Here is a 22,621-nt window from a genome sequence, read left to right on the forward strand (position 1 = left end):
TGCCATTGCTTACCGCGCGTTGTAGGTGATCTCGACGCGGCGGTTCTGCGCCCAGCAGTCCTCGCCGGACGCGGTGCAGGTCGGACGCTCTTCGCCGTAGCTGACCACGGTCTGCTGGCTGCCCGAACCACCGTTGGCCTGGATCGCCGAGGACACGCTGTTGCCACGGCGCTCGCCCAGGCCCAGGTTGTACTCGCGGCTGCCGCGCTCGTCGGCGTGGCCTTCCAGGGTCATGCGCGAGGACGGACGGTCACGCAGGTACTTGGCGTGGCAGCCGACGATCGCCTGGAACTCCGGACGCAGCGACTCCTGGTCGAAGTCGAAGTAGATGACGCGCTGGCGCAGGCAGGCGTCGGTGTCCAGATCCTCGGGGCCGTACACGCCGGTGGTCGGTGCCGGGGTGGTCGGGGTCTGGGTGGCGGGCGGGGTCTCGGCCGGCGGGGCCTCCTTGACCTTCTTCGAGCAGGCAACGGCCGCGGTGCACATCAGGGCGGCAAGCAGAATGCGGGTGGTGCTGTTCATCGTCTTTTTCCTCGTCTTGGGTTGCAGCAGGTGGACCACTTCCATGAATTCCGTCTGATCAGGACGGCATCAACGCGGCGTACGGAACGGCCCCCAGGCCGGTTCCCGGACATCACCGTCGGCCAGCACCAGGCGCTGTCGCACCCGGCCGTCCGCGGACACTGCATAGAGCACCCCGCGGGTACCCTCTCGCGCAGCATAGATGATCATCGCGCCGTTTGGCGCGAAGCTCGGCGACTCGTCGAGCGAGCCCGGCGAGAGCGTGCTCCAGCGTGGGCTGCCGAGGCTCGAATCCATCATCGCCACCCGGAACACGTTGCCACCGCCCTGCGCCGTCGCCAGCTTGTTCCCGTACCTGGAAACCGTCGCGCTGGCGTTGTAGCTGCCCTGGAAAGTGACCCGGCTGGCGCTGCCGCCGCTGGCCGGCACCTGGTAGATCTGCGGCTGGCCGCCCCGGTCGGAGGTGAAGTAGATCGTGCCGCCGTCCGCGCTCCAGGTCGGCTCGGTATCGATGCCGAAATGGTTGGTCAACTGGGTCAGCGAGCGGCTGGCCAGGTCCATCACGTAGACCTCCGGGTTGCCGCTGCGCGACAGCGTCAGCGCCAGCCGGTTGCCGTCGGGCGAGAACTCGGGTGCGCCGTTGATGCCGCGGAAGCGCGAGACCACCTCGCGGCTGCCGGTGGAGATGTTCTGGATCCAGATTTCCGAGTTGCCCCCCTCGAAGCTGACGTAGGCCAGCCGGTTGCCGTCGGGGCTCCACGACGGGGACAGCAGCGGCTCCGGGGAGCGGACCACGGTCTGCGGGTTGTGCCCGTCGGAATCGGCGACCACCAGTGCGTACTGGGCATCGCGGCCGACCCCGGTGGCGGTCACGTAGGCGATGCGGGTGAAGAACGCGCCCGGCACGCCGAGGATCTCCTCGTAGATCGCATCGGCGATCTGGTGGGCGACATCACGCATCGCCCCGGCACGCGCGGTCATCGCCAGGCCTATCAGCCGGTTCTGGGTCGCCACGTCGAACAACTCGTACTCGACCCGGTAGCTGCCCGAGCCGGCATCCAGCACCCGTCCGACCACCAGGTAGTCCTGGTTGAGCGCGCGCCAGGTCGGATAGTTGACCTCGCCGCCGCGGGTGGGGCGTTCGACCAGGTCGCGCTCGGGCAGCGCACGGAACTGCCCGGATCGGTTGAGGTCGGCCGCGATCACCGCGCCGACGTCGGTGTCCGGCGCCGTGCCACGGCCCTGGTAGGGCATCGGCACGACGGCGATCGGCAGGGCGGAGGCATGGCCGCCGACGATGTCGAGTTCCAGCGCCTGCTGGGCGACGGCGGCGAACGGCAGGAAAAAGGCAAGCAGCGCGGCAAGCCAGGGAGCGTGTCGTTTCATCGGCGGGTCCTGACAACAGGGCTGAACGTGTAACAGCATGCGCGTGAACGCATTCTCAAAGCTGAACGGGAGTCTGGCAACACGGTGGGTCAATCCTGGGCGACGAAGTTGAGCCGCAGCTCGCGCGCGAAGACCTTCTCGAAGCCGCTGTAGGGCAAAGGCTGCGCCTTGAGCACGGCGGCCTCGATCGAGCGGCGGCCCTGTTCGTCGTAGCTGCAGGGATTGCCGACGTCCACGCTCATCACCTCGCCCCCCGGCAGCTGGCGGATCACCAAGGTGCAGCGCGCGCCGATGGGCACGGTCTCCGGCCGGGTCCACTTGGCGCGGATCGCCTCGGTGAGCGCGGCGGCATAGCGTGCGCGCAGGCCGGTGTCGTCGCCCTGGTTGCCCGGCGGCGGACTGGCGCTGCCGGTCGCGGTGTCCGCGGCCTCGCGCGCCTCGGCCAGCTGGCGGGCCTTCTGCTCGAGCAGCTTGCGTTCGCGTTCGGCCTTCTCGCGCTCGCTGCGGATCTCCGCCAGCTTGCGCTCGCGCTCGGCCTGCTGTTCGGCACGGCGGCGCTTCTGCTCGGCCTCTTCCTGGCGCTTGCGCTCGGTGAGGTCGATCTGCTCCTGGCGACGCTTCTCCTCCTGCAGCCGTGCGTTTTCCTCCGCCGGGGTCGGCGTGGGCTCGGCGACCACCTCGTCCTGCTCGACGGGATCGGGCTCGGGGATCGATTCCTGCGGGGCCTGCTGCGGCGGCGCCGGGGCATCCTGCGGGCGCGGCTCGGGTTCGGGTTGCGGAAGCGGGGCGACCGGCTCCGGTTCCGGTTCCGGTTCGGGTTCCGGCAGCGGCACCGGGTCCGGGCGCTCGCTCAGGGTCTGGCGCATCGCCGCGGACAGCGCGTTGGCATCGACCAGCTTGGCCTCCACCGGCGAGCCGGCGGCCGAGACCGTCTCCGGCGCACGGGTCCACCACAGGCCGATGAACATCAGGCCGAACAGCACCAGGTGCAGGACGACCGCCAGCACCACGGCCTGGACGGTGTCGGCTCGGGTCTCCCTCACTTCGGCCCGGCCTCCGCGGGCGAGCTCATCAGACTGACCCGTGGCACGTCGGCGTTCTTGAGCAGCGCCATGGCCTGCAGCACCACCTCGTAGCTGGCGTTGCGGTCACCGGCCACGTAGACCGGGACACCCGGGTTGTTGCGCACGAACGCAGCCACCCGCGCCTCCAGCTGCTCCGGGCTCAGCGCCTCCTGCGGCGCGCCTTCCAGGGTCAGGAAGTAGTTGCCGGCGGCATCCACGCTCACCACCACCGGGTCCTTGTCGCCGCTGGTTATCGACTTGGCGTCGGCACGCGGAAGCTCGACATCCACGCCCAGGTTCATCAACGGCGCGGTGACCATGAAGATGATCAGCAGCACCAGCATCACGTCGATGTAGGGGACGACGTTGATCTCGGCCTTGAGCCGGCGCTTTCGCAGCCTGCGGTTGTGCGGGCCCATGGCCTTACTCCTGCCCGGACTGGCGCTCGAGGATCGAGGCGAACTCCTCGGAGAACGCGTCGTAGCGCACCGCGATCCGCTCGACCTTGGTGGCGAAGCGGTTGTACGCCCACACCGCCGGGATCGCGGCGAACAGGCCCATCGCGGTGGCGATCAGCGCCTCGGAGATGCCCGGGGCGACCGTGGCGATGGTCGCCTCCTGCATGTTGGCCAGGCTGTGGAAGGAAATCATGATCCCCCACACGGTGCCGAACAGGCCGACGTAGGGCGCGATCGAGCCGACGTTGGCGAGGAACTCCAGGTTGCGCTCCAGCCCGTCGAGCTCGCGCGCGGTCGCCACGCGCATGCCGCGCTGCGCCGCCTCCAGCTGCATCCGGCTGTCGACCACCCGGCGCTGCCGGGAGTACTCGCGGAAGCCCGATTCGAAGATCGCCTCCATGCCGCCCACCTCGCGGTTGCGCTCGGAGGCACCGGCGTACAGCCGGGTCAGCTCGGTGCCCGACCAGAAGCGTTCCTCGAAGCTTTCCGCCTCGCGATCGGCACGGTCCAGGACCTTCTTCTTGCGGAAGATGATCACCCAGGACGCGATCGAGGCGGCGATCAGCAACAGCATCACCAGCTGCACCGGAATGCTGGCGTGCAGCACCAGGTCCAGGTAATTGAATCCGCCATCGAGCTGCACCGGCCCGGTGGGCGCGGCGGGCAGGTTGCTGGTGGCGGCGTCGACCGCCTCGGGCAGCGGCTCGACCTGCGCGGCCTGCATGGCCAGGGTCGCCGCGATCATCGGGCTGCTCCCATGGTGGCCGCGCCATGGCCGGCGCACGGGAACGGAAGGAAGTCGGTCAGCCTGGATGTCATGCAGTTTCTCCGCCCGTCTCCGGGCACTTGTTGTCCATTCGGGTTGTAGCGGGGCACGTCGCCATGGCCGGGGTGCTCAAACGGCCTCCAGCCGGGCCCGCAGCGCCTCCAGCAGCGGCGGGGTGATCGCGCAGGGCCGGAAGCCCTCCACGTCCACCGAGGCCACCCGCACGCGGGCATCGACCAGCACCTCCTCGCCGCGGCTGACCCGCTGGGCGAACACCGCACTGGCCCGCCGGCACTCCACCAGCATGCAGTCCACCGCGAGCAGGTCGTCCAGCCGGGCCGGGCGACGGAAATCGATCTCCATCGCCCGCACCACGAACTGCAGACCGTGTTCGCTGCGCAGAAGTTCCTGGCCAAAGCCCTGCCCGCGCATCCATTCGCTGCGCGCGCGCTCCATGAAGGCCAGGTACTGGGCGTGGTAGACCACGCCACCGGCATCGGTGTCTTCCCAGTAGACGCGGATTGGATGCATGGAGCGAGGAACGAGTTGAGAGGAATGAGGAACGAGTAAGGGCAACGGCAACGGCAACGGCAACGGCAACGGCAACGGCCAGCGTTGGACGCTAGCGGAAGTGGTATCAGAAAAGGGGAGGAGTGGAAGGGCCCTGTTCACGGTTCGTTTGCCTTGGTTCCAGGCCGAGGTGGCGATAGGCCTTCTGGGTGGCCATGCGGCCGCGCGCGGTACGCACCAGGAAGCCCTGCTGGATCAGGTAGGGCTCGATCACGTCCTCGAGCGTGCCGCGCTCCTCGCTCAGCGCCGCGGCCAGCGATTCCACGCCGACCGGACCGCCGTCGAACGCCTCGATGATGGTGCCGACCAGCCGCCGGTCAAGCTCGTCGAAGCCCTCCGGGTCGATCTTCAGCATGGACAGTGCCGCGGCGGCCGTTGCGGTGTCGATGTGCCCGCCGGCGCGCACCTGGGCGAAGTCCCGGACCCGGCGCAGCAGCCGGTTGGCGATGCGCGGGGTGCCGCGGGCACGCCGGGCGATCTCGGCGGCGCCGGCCGGCTCGCAGTCGATGCCGAGGATCCGCGCCGAGCGGCGGACGATCTTCGTCAGTTCCTCGGCGCTGTAGAACTCCAGCCGCTGGACGATGCCAAAGCGGTCGCGCAGCGGCGCGGTCAGCAGCCCGGCCCGGGTGGTCGCCCCGATCAGGGTGAACGGCGGCAGATCGAGCTTGATCGAGCGCGCGGCCGGTCCCTCGCCGATCATGATGTCGATCTGGTAGTCCTCCATCGCCGGATACAGGACCTCCTCGACCACCGGCGAAAGCCGGTGGATCTCGTCGACGAACAGCACGTCGTTGGGCTGCAGGTTGGTCAGCAGCGCGGCCAGGTCACCAGCCTTCTCGATCACCGGCCCCGAGGTCACCCGCAGGTTGACTCCCAGTTCGTTGGCGATCACGTGGCTCAGGGTGGTCTTGCCCAGCCCCGGCGGGCCGAAGATCAGCACGTGGTCGAGCGCCTCGCCGCGCCCTTTGGCCGCTTCGATGTAGATCTTCAGCTGCTCGCGGACCGGTTGCTGGCCGAGGTATTCGTCCAGGCTTTTCGGCCGGATCGAGGCCTCGACGGCGTCGTCCTCGCGGGTGGCATCGGCGGCAATCAGGCGCTCTTCTTCCATCCGGCTATCGTCGCATGCGGGGGGCTCCGGAAGGAGCGTCGCGCGTGCAGGGTGCTTGCCGGTCGGTTCGGTCTGGCCATCCATGGCCAGACTCACCGAGCGCAGGCCATCCATGACCTGCTCCGGCAACACCCTGCCCGCACGCCGCCCAGGCGGTTTGGTTGGCGCGGCACAAGGTGGGGTTGGATATCCGAAGAACTGCACCCGCGCCCGGTCGCAAACTCACGGATAACAGCGCTGATCGCCGACTCCAGAGCCGGACTTCGTTGTCGAAACAGCGTGGCGTACCCAAAGACGCCCGCGAACACAGAGACGAAACACCCCCCGCTTTTGACCAAAGCCCACCCTCCCGCAGGTGGATCTTCTTGCGGTGTCGCCTGCACCCCCGATCACGCCGCAAAACCAAGGCGCCGCTCCCCCCGGAGCCCACGCTGTATCCGCCGCGTGCCCCGGAAAGGAGTCAGATCTCCACCTGCGCCCCCAACTCCACCATCCGGTTGCCCGGAATGTGGAAGAACCCGCTGGCCGGTGCCGCGTTGCGGTGCATGAAGGCGAACAGCCGGTCGCGCCACACCGGCATGCCGCGATTGCCCATCGCCACCACCGTCTCGCGGCTGGCGAACCAGGTGGTCTCCATCGGGTCGATCACCATGCCGCCCTCCTCGTCGCAGGAGCGCATCAGCGCCAGCGGCACGTCGGGCACCTCCATGAAGCCGAAGCGCACGATCACCCGGTGGAAGCCGTCGCCGACCGCGTCGATCCGCAGCCGGCGCTCGGGCGGGGCGTAGGGGAGCGTCAGGGTCTCGACGGTCAGGAACAGGTTGCGTTCGTGCAGCACCTTGTTGTGCTTGAGGTTGTGCAGCAGGGCATGCGGGACCACGCCCTTGTCGGCGGTCAGGAAGATCGCGGTGCCCGGGACCCGGACCGGTGGGGACAGCATCAGGCCGGGCAGGAAGGTGTCCAGCTGGATGCCTTCCTTCTGGATCGCCTCGCGCAGCAGCCCGCGGCCGCGGCGCCAGGTCCGCAACAGGGTGAACAGCACGATGCCCAGGGCCAGCGGGAACCAGCCGCCGGCCGGGATCTTGGCCGCATTGGCGACCACGAAGGCGATGTCACCGGCCAGGAACACCACGCACAGCGGCAGCACCCACCAGCGCCAGCGCGGCCACAGCGCGCGCGCCACCAGGGCCAGCAGCAGGGTGTCGATCAGCATCGTCCCCGACACCGACACGCCGTAGGCGGTCGCCAGCGCCGAGGAGCTGCCGAAGGCCAGCACCAGCAGCACCACGACCACCGCCATCGACCAGTTGACCGCGGGGATGTAGATCTGCCCGATGGTGTCGCGGGAGGTGTGGCGGGTGTTCATGCGCGGGATATAGCCCAGCTGCATCGCCTGCCGGGTGACCGAGAAGGCGCCGGTGATCACCGCCTGGGAGGCGATCACGGTGGCCGCGGTGGCCAGGATGACCATCGGGATCCGGCCCCATTCGGGAACCCCGACGTAGAACGGGTTGCGGATCGCGTCCGGGTCCTCGAGCACCAGTGCACCCTGGCCCAGATAGTTGAGCATCAGCGCCGGCAGCACGAAGCAGTACCAGGCGATGCGCACCGGCCGGGCGCCGAAATGACCCATGTCGGTGTAGATCGCCTCGCCGCCGGTGACCGCCAGCACCACTGCGCCCAGGATGAAGATCCCGCCGACGCTGTGGTCGACGAAGAAGCGCATCGCCCAGACCGGGTTGATCGCCTGCAGCACCTCCGGCTCATGGAAGATGTTGGCCACACCCAACACCGCCAGCACCAGGAACCACAGGCCGGTGACCGGTCCGAACACCTTGCCGACCTTTTCGGTGCCGAAGCGCTGGACGGAAAACAGCGCGACCAGCACCAGCACCGTGATCGGCACCACCCAGCGGCCGAACTCCGGCGCGACCACCTCCAGGCCCTCCAGCGCCGACAGCACCGAGATCGCCGGGGTGATCACCCCGTCGCCGAAGAACAGCGCCGCGCCGAACACGCCGAGGAGGCCGACCAGGTAGCTCGAGCGCGCGTGCCCGGCCAGGGTGCGCTGGGCCAGCGCCATCAGCGCCATGATCCCGCCCTCGCCGGCGTTGTCGGCGCGGGTGATGATGGTGACGTACTTGACCGTCACCACCAGGTTCAGCGCCCAGAACACCAGCGAAAGGATGCCCAGCACGGTGTCGTGGTCGGCCACCAGGCCGTAGTGCGGACTGAAGGCTTCCTTGAGTGTGTACAGCGGGCTGGTGCCGATGTCGCCGAAGACGACGCCGACCGCGGCCAGCACCAGTCCGGCCAGCCCGGTCCTGGCCGGGGAAGGCGCTGCAGCCCCGCGGGCGCGGGCGAAACGGGGTAAGGGCATGGTTTCCTGCACGGCCGCCAGGGCCGCGGCCGGGTCAACGAAGCGCGGACTGTAGCGCCTTGCGGATGATGACGGCAGCCTCGTCGCCGGGGGCGGTGGCGGCGCGCGCCATCTTCACCGCCTCGGCGGGCTTGTAGCCCAGTTGCTGCAGGGCGATCACCGCCTCGGACTGCGGGTCGGCCGGCGCTCCGGACGGGCCGGCGGCGGCACCGGCGCCCAGCAGGTCGGCAGCCCGGTCGCGCAGCTCGACCACGATGCGCTCGGCGGTCTTCTTGCCGATGCCCGGGATCCGGGTCAGCGCCGCGGTGTCGCCGGCCTGCACCAGCCGGGCGAACTCGTCCACGCTGGCCCCGGACAGGATCGCCAGGGCGATCTTCGCCCCGATGCCGGATACCCGCTGCACATCACGGAACATCCGCCGCTCGGACTCGGTAAGGAAGCCGTACAGCGAAACGCTGTCTTCCTTCTGCGCATAGTGGGTCGACAGCACCACCTCGCGGCCGACCTCGGGCAGGTCGTAGAAGGTGCTCATCGGCGCCTCCAGCTCGTAGCCCACTCCGGCGACATCGACCAGCAGCCAGGGCGGCTGCTTGTGTACCAGGATGCCTTTCAGGCGACCGATCATCATGCAACTCCCTTCTTCTTTCCCGTCATCGCCGGCGCAGCAGCGCCACGCCGACACCGGTGCGCTGGGCGGTGGCGCTCATGTGCGCGTGGGTCAGCGCCACCGCCAGGGCGTCGGCGGCGTCGGCCTGCAGGCGGGTGCCGTCGGCCAGGTTGAGCAGCAGCCGGACCATGTGCTGGACCTGCGACTTGTCGGCCGCGCCGCGCCCGACCAGCGACTGCTTGATCACCCGCGGGGCGTATTCGCTGACCTTGAGCCGGCGCCGCACCACGGTCGCCAGCGCGGCGCCGCGGGCGTGGCCGAGCTTGAGCGCGGAGGTCGCGGACTTGTCCATGAACACCGTCTCGATCGCCACGTGTTGCGGCTGCCACTCGTCCATCACCCGCTCCAGCCCTTCGCACAGCAGGCCCAGCCGGGACGGAAAGTCCTCGGCGCCGAGCAGCTTCAGTCCCTCGCAATGCACGTAGCGGCAGCGGCCGTCGGCGGCGACGTCGATCACCCCGATGCCGGTGCACTGTGAACCGGGGTCGATCCCCAGGATCCTCAAGAGCGCTTCCCCTGCCCCGCCTGCCGAGCGCCCCGCGAGTGGGGCGCAGCGACTCAGGCGTAGGCGTCCTCGCCCAGCTGGGCGTTCGAATACACGTTCTGGACGTCGTCCAGGTCCTCGAGCCAGTCCAGCAGCTTCGCCACCTGCTGCGCGGTCTCGCCTTCCACCGCCACGTCGTTGTCGGCGCGCCAGGTGATCCCGGCCTCGGCCGGCTGCTGGCCGGCGGCGGCCATCGCGTCGCGCACCGCCTCGAAGCCCTCCGGCGAGGTCAGCACGTCGATCGAACCATCCTCGGGGTAGCCCACCACGTCGTCGGCGCCGGCTTCGATCGCCGCCTCGGTGACCGCGTCCTCGTCCGCGCCGGGGGCGAAGCTGAGCACGCCCAGCTTGTTGAACATGAAGGCGACCGAGCCGTCGGTGCCCAGGTTGCCGCCGAACTTGCCGAAGGCGTGGCGCACGTCGGCCACGGTGCGGACCTTGTTGTCGGTCAGGCAGTCGACGATCACCGCGACCCCGCCGGGGGCGTAGCCCTCGTAGCGGATCTCCTCGTAGCTCACGCCCTCCAGCTCGCCGGTGGCCTTCTTGACCGCGCGCTCGATGACGTCCTTGGTCATGTTGGCGGCCAGCGCCTTGTCCATCGCGGTGCGCAGGCGCGGGTTGTTGCCCGGGTCGCCGCCGCCGGCGCGCGCGGCGACCGAGATCTCACGGATGAGCTTGGTGAAGACCTTGCCCCGCTTGGCGTCCTGCGCGCCCTTGCGGTGCTGGATGTTGGCCCACTTGGAATGGCCTGCCATTGCTGCTCGTGTTGCAAAGTCGCCCTGCGACGGGACCGCCGATTATAGGCCGCCGCCCGCTGCGTCGTGGCGGAAGCGGCCGTGGCGCAGGAACTCGACGGCCTGCCCGGCCGCCCGGCGCGAGAACAGCATTCCACTGTGGCTGAGCGGCAGCACGAGGTGGTCGGCCAGCCCGTCCAGGCGGGTCTCGGCCACCGCCACGGTGCCGTCGCTGGGACCGTTGAAGCGTCCGAGCGCCTGGCCGAACCCCAGCGGGCTGTCACCAGCAAGCACGCCCATTTCCGCCGCGCCGGTCCAGGGCTGGCAACCGCGGTGCAGCAGGCGCGCACTGCGGCCGAGCAGCCGGCGCCCCAGCGGACGCGCCGACAACCCCTCGGCCGCGGCACTGCCGCACAGTGGCGAGCCCAGGCAGACCACGCGCCGGACCGGCAGGCCGGGGTAACGCTGCAGGGCCCGGACCGCCATCACCCCGCCCAGGCTGTGGGCGAGGACATGGCAGGGTTCTGCCAGGCGCCCGCGCAGCGCCGGCAGGGCGCCACGCAGGCCTTCGGTGACCGCGCCATAGCCGAACAGCTGCGGCTGGAAACCCGCGCGCCGCAGCTGCCCGGCCATCCAGCGCATCGAGGCGCGCGGCATCCACAGGCCATGGATCAACACGACCCGGCGCACCCCGCCGCCTGCCCCGGTCACTGCTTAGCGCCGACCCAGTTCACGCCCCAGCCAGTCGTCCAGCAGTTGCTTCTCGTAACGCAGCGGATCGTTGTTGCGGAATGCCGGCGTGCGTGACATGAAACCGCTGTCCGACAACCGCCGCTCGCCCTCCGCCAACACCTGGCCCTGCGCACCCAGGTGCCGGAAACGCAGCGTGATCCGGGGCGGGTAGATGTCGCGCAGGATGCGGATGTCATCGGCATTCGGCCCCCTCCATGGCTCGTAGTCACCGGCCCGGTCCACGTCCAGCAGTTCGACCTCCAGCTGCTCGCCCGGCCCGAGCCGCCCGGCGGCGCTGTCGCGCAGGTGCGCGGCCAGGTCCCTGACCCAGGTACCACGCAGCGTGTCGATGCGGTCCCGGCCGCGGGTGATCTCACTGAACCCGGCCGGATCGCTCCAGGACACCGAAACCGGGCCCCCGGCCTGCAGCTGGCCAGGCCCGCTGGAAGCCACCGGCGTGGTCGCGCACGCCGCGAGCGCGACAGCCGCGGCGGCGGCAAGCAGGTGCAGTCTCATGGCATCACCCCTTCGGATTGAACGTGGCCATTGTGCGCCAGACTGCTACGCAGGCGTGGTGAAGCCCGGTCGCAGCGGCGACGGGCCGCGCCGCAGGATGAACTCGTGGTCGCGCACCCGCCCCACCGGGAACGCGTAGTCGCCGACATGGACGAAGCCGTGGCGGGCATAGAACCGCTGCGCCGCCAGGTTCTGCGACCACACCCCGATCCACAGCGTGCGCGGGCCGTCGCGCTCCAGCCAGTCCAGCGCCTGCCGGAACAGGCGCCCGCCCCAGCCGCCGTTCTGGTGGGCGGCGAGCAGGTACAGGCGCTTGAGCTCGCCGTCATCGGGCCGCGCGTCCGGATGCGGCAGCCCGCACGGGCCGGCGGCGGCATGCCCGACCGCCTCGCCCCCGTGCTCCAGCAGCCAGACGGCGTAGTCCGGATGCGCAAGGATCGTGCGCTGGCGCCCGACCGCGTAGCTGGTCGACACGAAGGCCTGCAGGTCGTCGCGCGGATACAGGTGGCCGAAGGTCTCGGTGAAGGTCCGTGCGGCCAGCACCGCCAGCGTTTGCGCATCGGCGACGGTGGCGCGGCGGATCTCCATCCGGCCTCAGCCGCCCTGGCCTTCCTTCGCCGGCGTGCGCACCGCGATGTGCACCTCGGCCAGCTGCGCGTCGTCCAGCGGCGAGGGCGCATCGGTCATCAGGCACTGCGCGCCGGTGGTCTTGGGGAAGGCGATGACGTCGCGGATCGACTCGGTACCGGCCATCAGCGCGGCGATGCGGTCGATGCCGAAGGCGATGCCGCCGTGCGGCGGGGCGCCGTACTTCAGCGCATCGAGCAGGAATCCGAACTTGGCCTGCTGCTCGCCGGCGCCGATGCCCAGCAGCTCGAACACCGCCGCCTGCATCTGCGGGCGGTGGATGCGGATGGAGCCGCCGCCGATCTCGTTGCCGTTGAGCACCATGTCGTAGCCGCGGCTGACCGCGGTGGCGGCGTTGGCGCGCAGGTCTTCGATGCTGTCGACCGCCGGCGCGGTGAAGGGGTGATGCAGCGCGACGTAGCGGCCGGCCTCCTCGTCGTACTCGAACATCGGGAAATCGGTGACCCACAGCGGCTTCCAGCCGTCGGCGACCAGGCCGAAGTCCTTGCCGGCCTTGAGCCGCACCGCGCCCATGAAGTCCGACACGGTGCCGTACGCGCCGGCGCCGAAGAACACCAGGTCACCGTTGCCGGCCCCGGTCGTCTCCAGCAGCGCCTGGAAGGCGGCCTCGTCGAAGAACTTGGCCACCGGCGAGTTCACCGCGCCGTCCTCGCCGATCTTCGCGTAGGCCAGGCCCTTGGCGCCGTACTTGCCGGCGTGGGCGGCGTACTCGTCGATCTGCTTGCGCGACAGCTTCGCCCCGCCGGGGATGCGCAGCGCGCACACGCGCCCCGCCGGGTCGGCGGCCGGCCCGGAAAAGACCTGGAAACCGCAATCGCGGACCCGGTCGGCGACATCGACCAGCTCCAGCGGGTTGCGCAGGTCCGGCTTGTCGGAGCCGAAGCGGCGCATCGCCTCGGCCCAGCTCATGCGCGGGAACCCGCCCAGCTCGACGCCGATCACCTCGTTGAACACCTCGCGCATCATCTGCTCGACGGTGTCCTGCACGTCGCGCTCCTCGACCCAGGCGAACTCGATGTCGAGTTGGGTGAACTCCAACTGGCGGTCGGCGCGCAGGGCCTCGTCGCGGAAGCAGCGGGCGATCTGGTAGTACCGGTCGAAGCCGGACATCATCAGGATCTGCTTGAACAGCTGCGGGCTTTGCGGCAGGGCGTAGAACTCGCCCGGGTGCATGCGCGCCGGGACCAGGAAGTCGCGCGCGCCCTCGGGGGTGGCGCGGGTCAGGATCGGGGTCTCGATGTCCTGGAAACCGCGCCCGTCCAGCCAGCGACGCAGCGCCGACACCAGCTTCGTCCGGGTCCGCATCCGCTGCTGCATCCGCGGGGTGCGCAGGTCCAGGTAGCGGTACTTCAGGCGGATGTCCTCGCCCGGGTTCTCGTGGGCGTGGAACGGCAGCGGCTCGGCCTTGTTGAGCACCTCGATGGAGGTGGCGACCACCTCGACCTGGCCGGTCGGGATCCTGTTGTTGACCGACTCGCGGCGGCGCACGGTGCCGGTGACCCGGATGCAGTCCTCGTAGCCCAGCCCGGCGGCGGTGGCGATCACCTGCGCGTTGCCCTGCGCCTGCGACGGCTCGGCGACCACCTGGACGATGCCCTCGTGGTCGCGCAGGTCGACGAAGCACAGCCCGCCCAGGTCGCGGGCGACGTCGACCCAGCCGCACAGGGTGACGACCTGGCCGATCAGCGCCTCGTCGACAAGGCCACAGAAATGGGTACGCATGGGGACACCGGCAAGACGGAAACGGCCGATTTTACCCGTCCCCCGGCGCGTAGGGTGCGATACGGCGTTCCACCCATCGCGCCCTACGGGGTGGATGCGGGCGGGGCAGCCGGTTTGGCCTCCGCCTTGGCCTCCGGTTTGGTGTCCGGCTTGGCATCGGCCTTGGGCTTGTCGCCCTCGCCGGCCAGGTTGCGCTTCTTCTCGCCGTCCTTCTTGAAATCGGTCTCGTACCAGCCGCCACCGGAGAGCCGGAACTGCGGGGCGGTCAGCCGGCGGCGGACCCGGTCCTCGCCGCATTCGGGGCATTGCGCCGGATCGGGATCGGACAGCTTCTGCAGGCGGTCGAAGTCATGGCCGCAGGCGGCGCACTGGAAGGCATAGATGGGCATGGCAGGCGAATACCGGGAAACTGCCGGCGATGTGGGGGCCGCCCGTTGCATATCAAGTTCGCGGCCCGGGGGGCTGCGACGGCGTGGCGAGGTGCGTCCCGTTCATCCGGTCTTCCGGGTGGACCCGTCCACCCGCGCCCGCCGCCGGGTCGAGGTCGAACGGCGTGCGCAGCACCAGGGTCGGCAGCAGCGTGTTGAGCGTGGTGTACAGGATCAGCGCACCGAACAGCGTGCCCGGGATGTGGAAGCGGCTGTAGAGGATGTCGGCCAGCACCAGGGTGAACACCAGCGTGGGTGCCAGCGCCACCGAGATCTTCAGGCTCGCTCCGCGGCCCTCGCCGAACATCAGCCGGCGCTGCAGCCAGCCCAGGCCGATGCGCAACGGCAATACCGCGACGGTGATGCCCAACCCCAGCGCCGCCGCCTCCCAGCTCAGCGCATCGCGTGAGATCCCGGTACCGGCGTGGAAGAAGTAGAACGGCACGAAAAAGCTGGCGAACAGCCGCAGCGCGTGGATATTGGTGTCCGAGGCCAGGCGCGGCATGCGGATGCGCAGCATGCGGGCGACGAAGCCGGCGACGAACGCGCCCACCAAGTAGTACACCCCGAGCCGGTAGGTGATGTAGGCCGCCACCAGCCCGACCATCACCAGCAGGGAGAACTCCGAGCCCGGCGCGTGCGGCACCACCCAGCGGCCCAGGGCAATGAACAGCAGCGGCAGCCCGACCGCCATCCCTGCCATCCACAGCGAGGAGACGCCCAGCTGCACCGGGTCGGCCGCCTGCAACACCACGAACATCACCGCCAGCGCCATCAGCTCGCCGACGATCGCGTTGCTGGTGACCCAGAACCGCTCTTCCTCTTCCAGCCCCAGCCGCTCCAGGGTGTCGAGGATGAAGCCGGTCGACGGCGTCAGCACGGCCAGCGCCAGCAGTGCCGCGGCCTGCCAGCCCAGTTCCAGCCAGCGCATCGCCAGGCCGCCGACCAGCACCAGGCCGCCCGCGCGTACCGCCAGGTAGCCCAGCAGCTTCCACAACCCGCGCCTGAGCGCGGCGGGATCGACCTCCAGCCCGGCGAACAGGAACAGCGAGGAGATCCCGATCGTCGACAGCAGCACGACCACCGGATCATGGGCGCGCTCGCCGAACGCGAGCATCGCGCCAAGCCCCAGCAGCATCGAAGTGATCGGCGCCGGCACGCTGAAGCGCTGCAGCGCACGCGGAATGACCAGCAGCCCGAAGATCAGCAGCAGGTACACCAGGTCCTGGCTCATGGGCCGGCCCCGTTGCGGGTTCGCCCGCATGGTCACGGCAGCGGCCGCATCTGGCAACCCGGCGCAAGCTGTCTGGCCGGCAACTCCGCGGGGCGTCCCCGGTGGTGCCGACGACCGGCGGGGCGCTAGGCTGGCCCCGACTTCCCCAAGGAGCCGTCCATGGCCGCACCCAGCCGCACCGCCACCTCCATCATCGTCGCCGTGGTCCTCGCCCTGGGTCTCGCCGCTGCCGGCTGGTTCGCCGCCGGCGGCATGGAGCGCCTGCGCGCCGCCGACCGCTACGTGACCGTCAAGGGCTCGGCCGAGCAGGTCGTGGACGCCGACCGGGTGGTCTGGCCGCTTCCCCACACGGTGGGCGGCAACGACCTGGCGACGGTCCAGCGGGAGCTGGACGTCAACACCGCGGCGATCCGCCGGTTCTTCCTGGACGCGGGCTTCAGCGAGGACGAGATCGTGGTTTCCCCGCCCCGGCTGGAGGACCGCTGGGCCTGGGCCTACGGCGACAGCCGGCCACCGGAGCGTTACCGCTACTCCACCACCGTCAGCCTGCGCACCGACGACGTGCCCAGGGCGCTGGAGGCGGTGCGCAACAGCGGCCAGCTGGTCAGCGGCGGGGTGATGATCGGCGAGGGCAGCGCGCCGGAGTTCGACTACACCCGGCTCAACGACATCAAGCCGGGCCTGATCGCCGAGGCGACCGCGGCGGCGCGCGACTCGGCCGAGCAGTTCGCCAAGGACTCCGGCTCGCGGCTGGGCGGCATCCGCAGCGCCAACCAGGGCGTGGTGGCGATCAGCGACCGCGACCAGAGCAGCCCGCACGTGAAGCGGGTGCGGGTGGTCACGACGGTGGAGTATTTCCTGCGCGATTGACCCTCACGCCTGTTCGGCGTAGAGCGCCAGCAATACCTCCTCCGCCTCCTCCAGCGCCGCCCGCGCATCGGCCTGGCGCTTGGCCAGGTCCGCCGCGCGCGTGCCGCCGTCGGTATACAGCTCCGGCTCCGCCAGTTCGGCCTCGATCAGGCCGATCTGCTCCTCCAGCTCGGCCACCCGGGCCTCGGCGCGGGCGAGCTTGTGCGGGTTCGCCTTCCGACGGGGCGCCGCCGCAGGGGGTGGACTGGCCGTGGCCGGCGTCGCGTCGCCACCGGCGGTGCGCGGCGCCTTTTCCCCCGGGTCACGGCTGCGCAGCCAGGCGGCGTACTCGTCCAGGTCGCCGTCGAAGGGCTGGGCCTGGCCGTCGGCCACGCGCCAGAAGCTGTCGCAGACCAGGCCGATCAGGTGGCGGTCGTGGCTGACCAGGACGATCGCACCATCGAAATCGGCGAGCGCCTCGGCCAGCGCCTCGCGCATGTCAAGGTCGAGGTGGTTGGTCGGCTCGTCGAGCAGCAACACGTTCGGGCGGCCCCAGGCGACCAGGGCCAGCGCCAGCCGGGCGCGCTCGCCGCCGGAGAACACGTCCACGTTCTCGAAGGCGCGGTCGCCGGGGAAGTTCCAGCGGCCCAGGAAGTCGCGCAACTGCTGGGTCGGCACCCCGTCACCGGCGAGCTCGGCCAGGTGGTCGACCGGGCTGGCGCCGGCACGCAGCGACTCCACGGTGTGCTGGGCGAAATAGCCCATCCGCAGGTCCGGGTGCGCGCCGCGCTCGCCGGCCAGCAGCGGCAGCTCGCCCACCAGCGACTTGACCAGGGTCGACTTGCCCGCCCCGTTGGGGCCGAGCAGGGCGATGCGGTCGCCGGCCTCGAGCCGCAGGGTGATGTCCGCGAGGATGCGGACGGCACCACCGGTCGCGGGATAGCCGCAGTCGGCGTGGGTCAGGCCGAGCAGGCTGTGCGGGAGCTTTGCCGGCTCGGGGAACTGGATGCGCAGGGCGCGCTCCACCCGTACCGCCTCGGTGCCGGCCAGCTTGGCCAGGCGCTTGACCCGTGACTGCGCCTGCCTGGCCTTGCTGGCCTTGGCCTTGAAGCGGTCGATGAAGCTCTGCAGGTGGGCGCGCTCGGCCTGTTCCTTCTCGTGGCTGATCTGTTGCTGGCGCAGGTGCTCGGCGCGCTGGCGCTCGAAGGCGGTGTAGTCGCCGGTGTACAGCCGCGCCTTGCCGTCGGCCAGGTGCAGGGTGTGGGTACACACGCCGTCCAGGAACTCGCGGTCATGGCTGATCAGCAACAGCATCCCGGGGTAGCGCAGCAGCCATTGCTCCAGCCACAGCACCGCGTCCAGGTCGAGGTGGTTGGTCGGCTCGTCCAGCAGCAACAGGTCGGACGGCGCCATCAGCGCGCGGGCCAGGTTCAGCCGCACCCGCCAGCCGCCGGAGAAGGCCTTCACCGCTTGGCCGTGGGTTTCCGGCGCGAAGCCCAGGCCATGCAGCAGGCGGGCCGCGCGCGCGGTGGCGTCGTAGCCGCCCACCTCCTCCAGCCGCGAGTGGGCGGCGGCGACCGCCTCCCAGTCCTCGCGCGCGGTGGCCTCGCGCTCCGCGCGGATCGCATCGAACACCACCGCATCGCCGGACAGCACGAAGTCCAGCGCCAGATCGTCCAGCGCCGGTGTCTCCTGGGCCACGCTGGCGATGCGCAGCCGGCCCGGCACCTCGATCGCGCCGCGGTCGGGCTCGACCTCGCCGCGCACGGCGGCGAACAGGGAGGACTTGCCGGTGCCGTTGCGGCCGACCACGCCCACCCGCCAGCCGGAATGCAGGGTGGCGTCGACACCGGAAAGCAACAGCCGCTCGCCACGGCGGAGGGCGAAATCACGCAGGGAAATCATCCGCGCATTGTACGGGGCGGCGGGCCCGCTTCTCCTTGCGTCGACCGGGCCTGGCGCACATTCTGGACGCCGCCCGGGAGCCCTGATGCCGCACGACACCTCGCTCATCACCATGCTGGTCGGAGGCTTCGTGCTGGCCTTCGTGCTGGGTGCACTCGCCCGGCGGGCCCACCTGTCGCCGCTGGTGGGCTACCTGGTGGCCGGCATCATCGCCGGCCCCTACACCCCCGGTTTCGTCGGCGACCAGGAGCTGGCGCCGCAGCTGGCCGAGATCGGCGTGATCCTGCTGATGTTCGGGGTCGGCCTGCACTTCTCCTGGCGCGACCTGATGTCGGTGCGCAACATCGCCCTGCCCGGCGCCCTGGCGCAGATCGCGGTGGCGACCACCCTGGGCTGGGGCATGGCGCGCGGGCTGGGCTGGTCCAACGGCGCCGGGCTGGTCTTCGGCCTGTCGCTGTCGTGCGCCAGCACCGTGGTGCTGCTGCGGGCGCTGGAGGACCGCCGGCTGGTGGAGTCCCAGCGCGGCCGGATCGCGGTGGGCTGGCTGATCGTCGAGGACATCGCCTGCGTGCTGGCGCTGGTGCTGATGCCGGCGCTGGCGGGGGTGGCGGGGGACGACGGCAGCGGCGGCGGCCTGGGCCGCTCGCTGCTGGTGACCTTCGCCAAGGTCGGCGCATTCATGGCGGTGATCCTGCTGGTCGGGCGCAAGCTCGTGCCCTGGCTGCTGCAGCGGGTGGCCGCGACCGGCTCGCGCGAGCTGTTCACCCTGTGCATCCTGGCGATCGCGCTCGGCGTGGCGTTCGGCTCGGCGAGCCTGTTCGGCGTGTCCTTCGCGCTGGGCGCGTTCTTCGCCGGGATGCTGCTGGCCGAATCGGAGTTCAGCCACCAGGCCGCCAGCGAGACCCTGCCGCTGCGCGATGCCTTCGCGGTGCTGTTCTTCGTCTCGGTGGGGATGCTGTTCGACCCGCACATCCTGGTCGAGCACCCGCTCGAGGTGCTGGCCACCTTCCTGATCATCGTGGTCGGCAAGTCGGTCGCCGCCTACGGCATCGTCCGCGCGTTCGGCAAGCCGCACGCCACCGCGCTGCTGATCTCCACCAGCCTGGCGCAGATCGGCGAGTTCTCCTTCATCCTCGCCGGCCTGGGGCTGTCGCTGGGCATCCTCGACAAGCAGGCGCAGGACCTGGTGCTGGCCGGCGCGCTGCTGTCGATCATGACCAACCCGCTGCTGTTCGCCTGGCTGGACCGCCAGCGGCAACAGGCGGTGGAGCCGGATCCGGCCAACTACATCGCCGAGCCGCCGGTGCCCGAAGGCCTGAGCGGCCACGTGATCCTGGTCGGCTTCGGCCGGGTCGGCAGCGAACTGGGCCGGGTGCTGGTGGATGCCGGCGTGCCGGTGGTGGTGGTCGACGGCGAGGACGTACTGGTCGACCGCGCCCGCGCCAGCGGCATCCCGTCGATCCGCGGCAACGCGGTGCATCCGGCGGTCCTGGCCGAGGCCCTGCCCGAGCGCGCGCACACCGCGCTGCTGGCGATCCCCAATCCGCTGGAGGCCGGCGAGATCATCGCCCGGCTGCGCGAGGCCAACCCCTCGCTGACGATCGTGGCCCGCGCGCATTCGGATGGCGAGGTGAAGCACCTGCTCGAGCGCGGCGCCGACGCGGCGGTGATGGCCGAGCGCGAACTCGCCCACAGCCTGGCCGAGATGGTGCTGGCGACGCCGCCGTACCGGGGGGAACGGCATTTGCCGCCTGCCGTGGCGTAGGAGCGAGGAACGAGGAACGAGTAAAAGCAACAGCAGGGCAACGTGGGGCGCGATGGCCGACACGGCGGCGTGTTGCGCCGACTGGGCAACGGGCGCATTCCCGAACCTGCGTGGGCATGCGTTGACGCCGGGCTGTCCCTGCCGTAAACCGGGGTGGGACAGACAGGGAGCGAAGTGGACATGAAGTGGAATCCGTTGCTGATCGCCATCGCCGCGGCGCTTGCCGCGCCGGCCGCTCTGGCCCAGACCGCGCCTGCCGGTGCCCGGGAGGCCACCACGCTTGACCAGGTGATCGTCACCGGCACCCGGGTGGCCGACCGCACGGTCGCCGAGTCGGCCTCGCCGATCGACATCATCACCCCGGAGGCACTGGCGGCCACCGGCACCACCGAGCTGGCGACCGCACTGGCGCGCACCCTGCCCTCGCTGAACTTCCCGCGCCCGGCGGTCACCGACGGCACCAGCGCGATCCGCCCGGCGCAGCTGCGTGGACTGTCGCCCGACCAGGTACTGGTGCTGGTCAACGGCAAGCGCCGGCACGTCTCGGCGCTGCTCAACGTCAATGGCAGCATTGGCCGCGGCTCCTCGGCGGTGGACCTCAACGCGATCCCGGTGTCGGCGATCTCGCGCGTCGAAGTGCTGCGCGACGGCGCTTCGGCGCAGTACGGCTCCGATGCCATCGCCGGGGTGATCAACGTGGTGCTCAAGGGCAACGAGACCGGCGGCAGCCTGGCGCTGGACGTCGGCCAGTACTCGGCCGGCGATGGTGCCCAGTTCCAGATGTCCGGCGACACCGGCCTGCGCTTCGCCGACGAGCGCGGTTTCGTCCACCTGGCCGCGCAGCTCGCCCAGCAGGACCCCACCAACCGCGCCGGCCCGTTCCAGCCGTTCACCGCCGCCGCCCTCCCGGACCAGGGCAACAATCCCGGCCTGGGCGAGGTGGCCTACATGTACGGCGACCCGCAGGTCGACGCGCGCGCGGTCTCGGCCAACGCCGGCTTCGACTTCAGCGACAACTTGAGCGCCTACGCCACCGCCGCCGCCAGCAACCGCGACATCACCTCCTACGCCTTCTACCGCTCGCCCAACCACAGCGGCCAGGGCGCGCTGCTGGCCCAGGTCTACCCCGACGGCTTCGTGCCCGAGATCGCGATGCTGTCGCAGGACCGCTCGCTGGTGGCCGGCCTCAAGGGCGGCAACGACGCCGGCTGGAACTGGGACCTGAGCTACAACTACGGCTACAACCACATCGACTTCCGGACCGAGAACACGATCAACTACAGCCTCGGCACCGCCAGCCCGAGGGCCTTTCATGACGGCGCGCTCGAGTACACCCAGAACGTCGTCAACGCCGACGTGACCAAGACCCTCGACTGGGGCCTGGCGTATCCGGCCACACTGTCTTTCGGCGCCGAGTACCGGCGCGAGAAGTGGAACCAGTCACCGGGCGAGCCGGGCTCCTACCAGGGCGGCGGCGCCCAGGGCTTCCAGGGCTTCACGCCGGAGAACTCCGGCCACTTCGACCGCGACAGCTACGCCGTGTACGCCGGACTGGAAGCCGACTTCACCGACCGCTTCTCCGCCGGCGTCGCCGGCCGCTACGAGGACTACAGCGACTTCGGCAACGAAACCTCGGGCAAGCTCTCGGCGCGCTACGCCTTCAGCGACGCGGTGGCGCTGCGCGGCACCGTGGCCAGCGGCTTCCGCGCGCCGTCACTGTCGCAGCAGCACTACCAGGTGGTGACCTCCAACTACAACGGCGCGCTGGACCGCTTCTTCGATTCGGGCACCTTCCCCGCCACCAGCGCCGCTGCGCGCGCGCTGGGCGCCGAGCCGCTGCAGGCCGAAACCTCGCTGTCCTACAGCCTGGGCCTGGTGCTGCAGCCGGCGGACCGGCTGTACGTCACCATCGATGCCTACCAGATCGAAATCGACGACCGCATCGTGCTGTCGTCCAACCTGCTGGTCGGCGAGAACGCCGCCGCGCAGCAGCTGCTCACCGACCTGGGCATCAACGGCGTCACCGCGCTGCGCTACTTCAACAACGCCATCGATACCCGCACCCGCGGCATCGACGTGGTCGGCAGCTACGACGTGCCGCTGAGCAGTGGCGAGCTGACCCTCACCGCCGGCTACAACTACAACAAGACCGAGATCACCCGCATCGCCCCCAACCCCGATGTGCTGAACGAGCTCGGCGCCACCTTCTGGCGCGTGGGCCGCGACGAGCAGGGACGCATCGAGGAAGGCTTCCCGCGCGACAAGGTGCTGCTGGCCGCGAACTGGGACCTGGCCCGCTGGGGCTTCAGCCTCGGCGCCACCCGCCATGGCGAGTTCAACACCCGCGTCAGCGAGAGCGGCGACCCGGCGCTCGACCAGACCTACGGCGCCAGGTGGATCGTCGACGCTTCCGCCAGCTTCAGGCCCAGCGAACGGTGGACGCTGACCCTGGGCGCGGACAACCTGCTCGACGAGTACCCGGACCGCACCATCCCGGCCAACGCCAACCACAACCAGTTCCCGTACAGCAGCCAGTCGCCGACCGGCTTCAACGGCGCCTACGTGTATGGGCGCGTTGCCTATCGGTGGTAAGCAAAAGGCAGAAGTGAGAGATGAGGAGTGA

At 70.3% G+C, this 22,621-nt stretch carries 21 protein-coding genes; 3 read left to right on the plus strand and 18 right to left on the minus strand.

Annotation, left to right across the window (positions count from 1 at the left end):
• Nucleotides 1-9: 9 nt before the first annotated feature.
• The 17 genes from pal to LY625_RS00645 all read right to left on the minus strand — a co-directional run bounded on the left by pal (nucleotide 10) and on the right by LY625_RS00645 (nucleotide 15,479).
• A complete protein-coding gene (gene pal, locus LY625_RS00565) occupies nucleotides 10-522 on the minus strand; it encodes a peptidoglycan-associated lipoprotein Pal (RefSeq protein WP_233737061.1) in 513 nt (170 codons plus the stop codon).
• 69 nt (nucleotides 523-591) lie between these two features.
• Nucleotides 592-1,908, minus strand: a complete 1,317-nt coding sequence (gene tolB / locus LY625_RS00570; protein WP_233737062.1) for a Tol-Pal system beta propeller repeat protein TolB — start codon at nucleotides 1,906-1,908, stop codon at nucleotides 592-594.
• Between the two features lie 89 nt (nucleotides 1,909-1,997).
• Complete coding sequence (gene tolA / locus LY625_RS00575) at nucleotides 1,998-2,951, minus strand: cell envelope integrity protein TolA (RefSeq protein WP_233737063.1); 954 nt, start codon at nucleotides 2,949-2,951, stop codon at nucleotides 1,998-2,000.
• Complete coding sequence (gene tolR, locus LY625_RS00580; RefSeq protein WP_233737064.1) at nucleotides 2,948-3,391, minus strand: protein TolR; 444 nt, start codon at nucleotides 3,389-3,391, stop codon at nucleotides 2,948-2,950. The genes tolA and tolR overlap by 4 nt, the downstream gene beginning before the upstream one ends.
• Nucleotides 3,392-3,395: 4 nt before the next feature.
• Nucleotides 3,396-4,175, minus strand: coding sequence for a protein TolQ (tolQ, locus tag LY625_RS00585; RefSeq protein WP_233737065.1), 780 nt, complete (start codon nucleotides 4,173-4,175; stop codon nucleotides 3,396-3,398).
• A 150-nt stretch (nucleotides 4,176-4,325) separates the two neighbouring features.
• Complete coding sequence (gene ybgC, locus LY625_RS00590; RefSeq protein WP_233737066.1) at nucleotides 4,326-4,727, minus strand: tol-pal system-associated acyl-CoA thioesterase; 402 nt, start codon at nucleotides 4,725-4,727, stop codon at nucleotides 4,326-4,328.
• 106 nt (nucleotides 4,728-4,833) lie between these two features.
• A complete protein-coding gene (ruvB, locus tag LY625_RS00595; protein WP_233737067.1) occupies nucleotides 4,834-5,874 on the minus strand; it encodes a Holliday junction branch migration DNA helicase RuvB in 1,041 nt (346 codons plus the stop codon).
• A 460-nt stretch (nucleotides 5,875-6,334) separates the two neighbouring features.
• The gene (locus LY625_RS00600; protein ID WP_233737068.1) at nucleotides 6,335-8,254 is read right to left on the minus strand and encodes a potassium transporter Kup; all 1,920 of its coding nucleotides are present in this window, start codon (nucleotides 8,252-8,254) and stop codon (nucleotides 6,335-6,337) included.
• 34 nt (nucleotides 8,255-8,288) lie between these two features.
• Complete coding sequence (gene ruvA / locus LY625_RS00605) at nucleotides 8,289-8,879, minus strand: Holliday junction branch migration protein RuvA (protein WP_233737543.1); 591 nt, start codon at nucleotides 8,877-8,879, stop codon at nucleotides 8,289-8,291.
• 25 nt (nucleotides 8,880-8,904) lie between these two features.
• The gene (ruvC, locus tag LY625_RS00610; protein ID WP_233737069.1) at nucleotides 8,905-9,426 is read right to left on the minus strand and encodes a crossover junction endodeoxyribonuclease RuvC; all 522 of its coding nucleotides are present in this window, start codon (nucleotides 9,424-9,426) and stop codon (nucleotides 8,905-8,907) included.
• Between the two features lie 53 nt (nucleotides 9,427-9,479).
• Complete coding sequence (locus tag LY625_RS00615; protein ID WP_233737070.1) at nucleotides 9,480-10,220, minus strand: YebC/PmpR family DNA-binding transcriptional regulator; 741 nt, start codon at nucleotides 10,218-10,220, stop codon at nucleotides 9,480-9,482.
• A gap of 42 nt (nucleotides 10,221-10,262) precedes the next feature.
• Nucleotides 10,263-10,910, minus strand: a complete 648-nt coding sequence (locus LY625_RS00620; RefSeq protein ID WP_343223439.1) for an alpha/beta hydrolase — start codon at nucleotides 10,908-10,910, stop codon at nucleotides 10,263-10,265.
• Between the two features lie 3 nt (nucleotides 10,911-10,913).
• Nucleotides 10,914-11,447, minus strand: coding sequence for a DUF3016 domain-containing protein (locus LY625_RS00625; protein ID WP_233737071.1), 534 nt, complete (start codon nucleotides 11,445-11,447; stop codon nucleotides 10,914-10,916).
• Between the two features lie 45 nt (nucleotides 11,448-11,492).
• Nucleotides 11,493-12,035, minus strand: a complete 543-nt coding sequence (locus tag LY625_RS00630) for a GNAT family N-acetyltransferase (RefSeq protein WP_233737072.1) — start codon at nucleotides 12,033-12,035, stop codon at nucleotides 11,493-11,495.
• 6 nt (nucleotides 12,036-12,041) lie between these two features.
• The gene (aspS, locus tag LY625_RS00635) at nucleotides 12,042-13,817 is read right to left on the minus strand and encodes an aspartate--tRNA ligase (protein ID WP_233737073.1); all 1,776 of its coding nucleotides are present in this window, start codon (nucleotides 13,815-13,817) and stop codon (nucleotides 12,042-12,044) included.
• A gap of 83 nt (nucleotides 13,818-13,900) precedes the next feature.
• Entirely contained in the window at nucleotides 13,901-14,206 is a 306-nt protein-coding gene (locus LY625_RS00640; RefSeq protein ID WP_233737074.1) for a zinc ribbon domain-containing protein, read from the minus strand.
• A gap of 52 nt (nucleotides 14,207-14,258) precedes the next feature.
• A complete protein-coding gene (locus tag LY625_RS00645) occupies nucleotides 14,259-15,479 on the minus strand; it encodes a cation:proton antiporter (RefSeq protein ID WP_233737075.1) in 1,221 nt (406 codons plus the stop codon).
• A 159-nt stretch (nucleotides 15,480-15,638) separates the two neighbouring features.
• On the opposite strand from LY625_RS00645, the gene LY625_RS00650 reads away from it, so the two are divergent.
• On the plus strand, nucleotides 15,639-16,349 hold the full coding sequence (locus LY625_RS00650; protein ID WP_233737076.1) for an SIMPL domain-containing protein: 711 nt from the start codon (nucleotides 15,639-15,641) through the stop codon (nucleotides 16,347-16,349).
• A gap of 3 nt (nucleotides 16,350-16,352) precedes the next feature.
• On the opposite strand, the gene LY625_RS00655 is transcribed toward LY625_RS00650, so the two are convergent.
• Entirely contained in the window at nucleotides 16,353-18,233 is a 1,881-nt protein-coding gene (locus LY625_RS00655; protein WP_233737077.1) for an ATP-binding cassette domain-containing protein, read from the minus strand.
• Between the two features lie 85 nt (nucleotides 18,234-18,318).
• On the opposite strand from LY625_RS00655, the gene ybaL reads away from it, so the two are divergent.
• On the plus strand, nucleotides 18,319-19,998 hold the full coding sequence (gene ybaL / locus LY625_RS00660) for a YbaL family putative K(+) efflux transporter (RefSeq protein ID WP_233737078.1): 1,680 nt from the start codon (nucleotides 18,319-18,321) through the stop codon (nucleotides 19,996-19,998).
• Between the two features lie 180 nt (nucleotides 19,999-20,178).
• Entirely contained in the window at nucleotides 20,179-22,590 is a 2,412-nt protein-coding gene (locus tag LY625_RS00665; RefSeq protein ID WP_233737079.1) for a TonB-dependent receptor, read from the plus strand.
• Nucleotides 22,591-22,621: the final 31 nt, after the last annotated feature.

Source organism: Lysobacter sp. GX 14042, from assembly GCF_021390425.1.
Lineage (GTDB): Bacteria > Pseudomonadota > Gammaproteobacteria > Xanthomonadales > Xanthomonadaceae > Novilysobacter.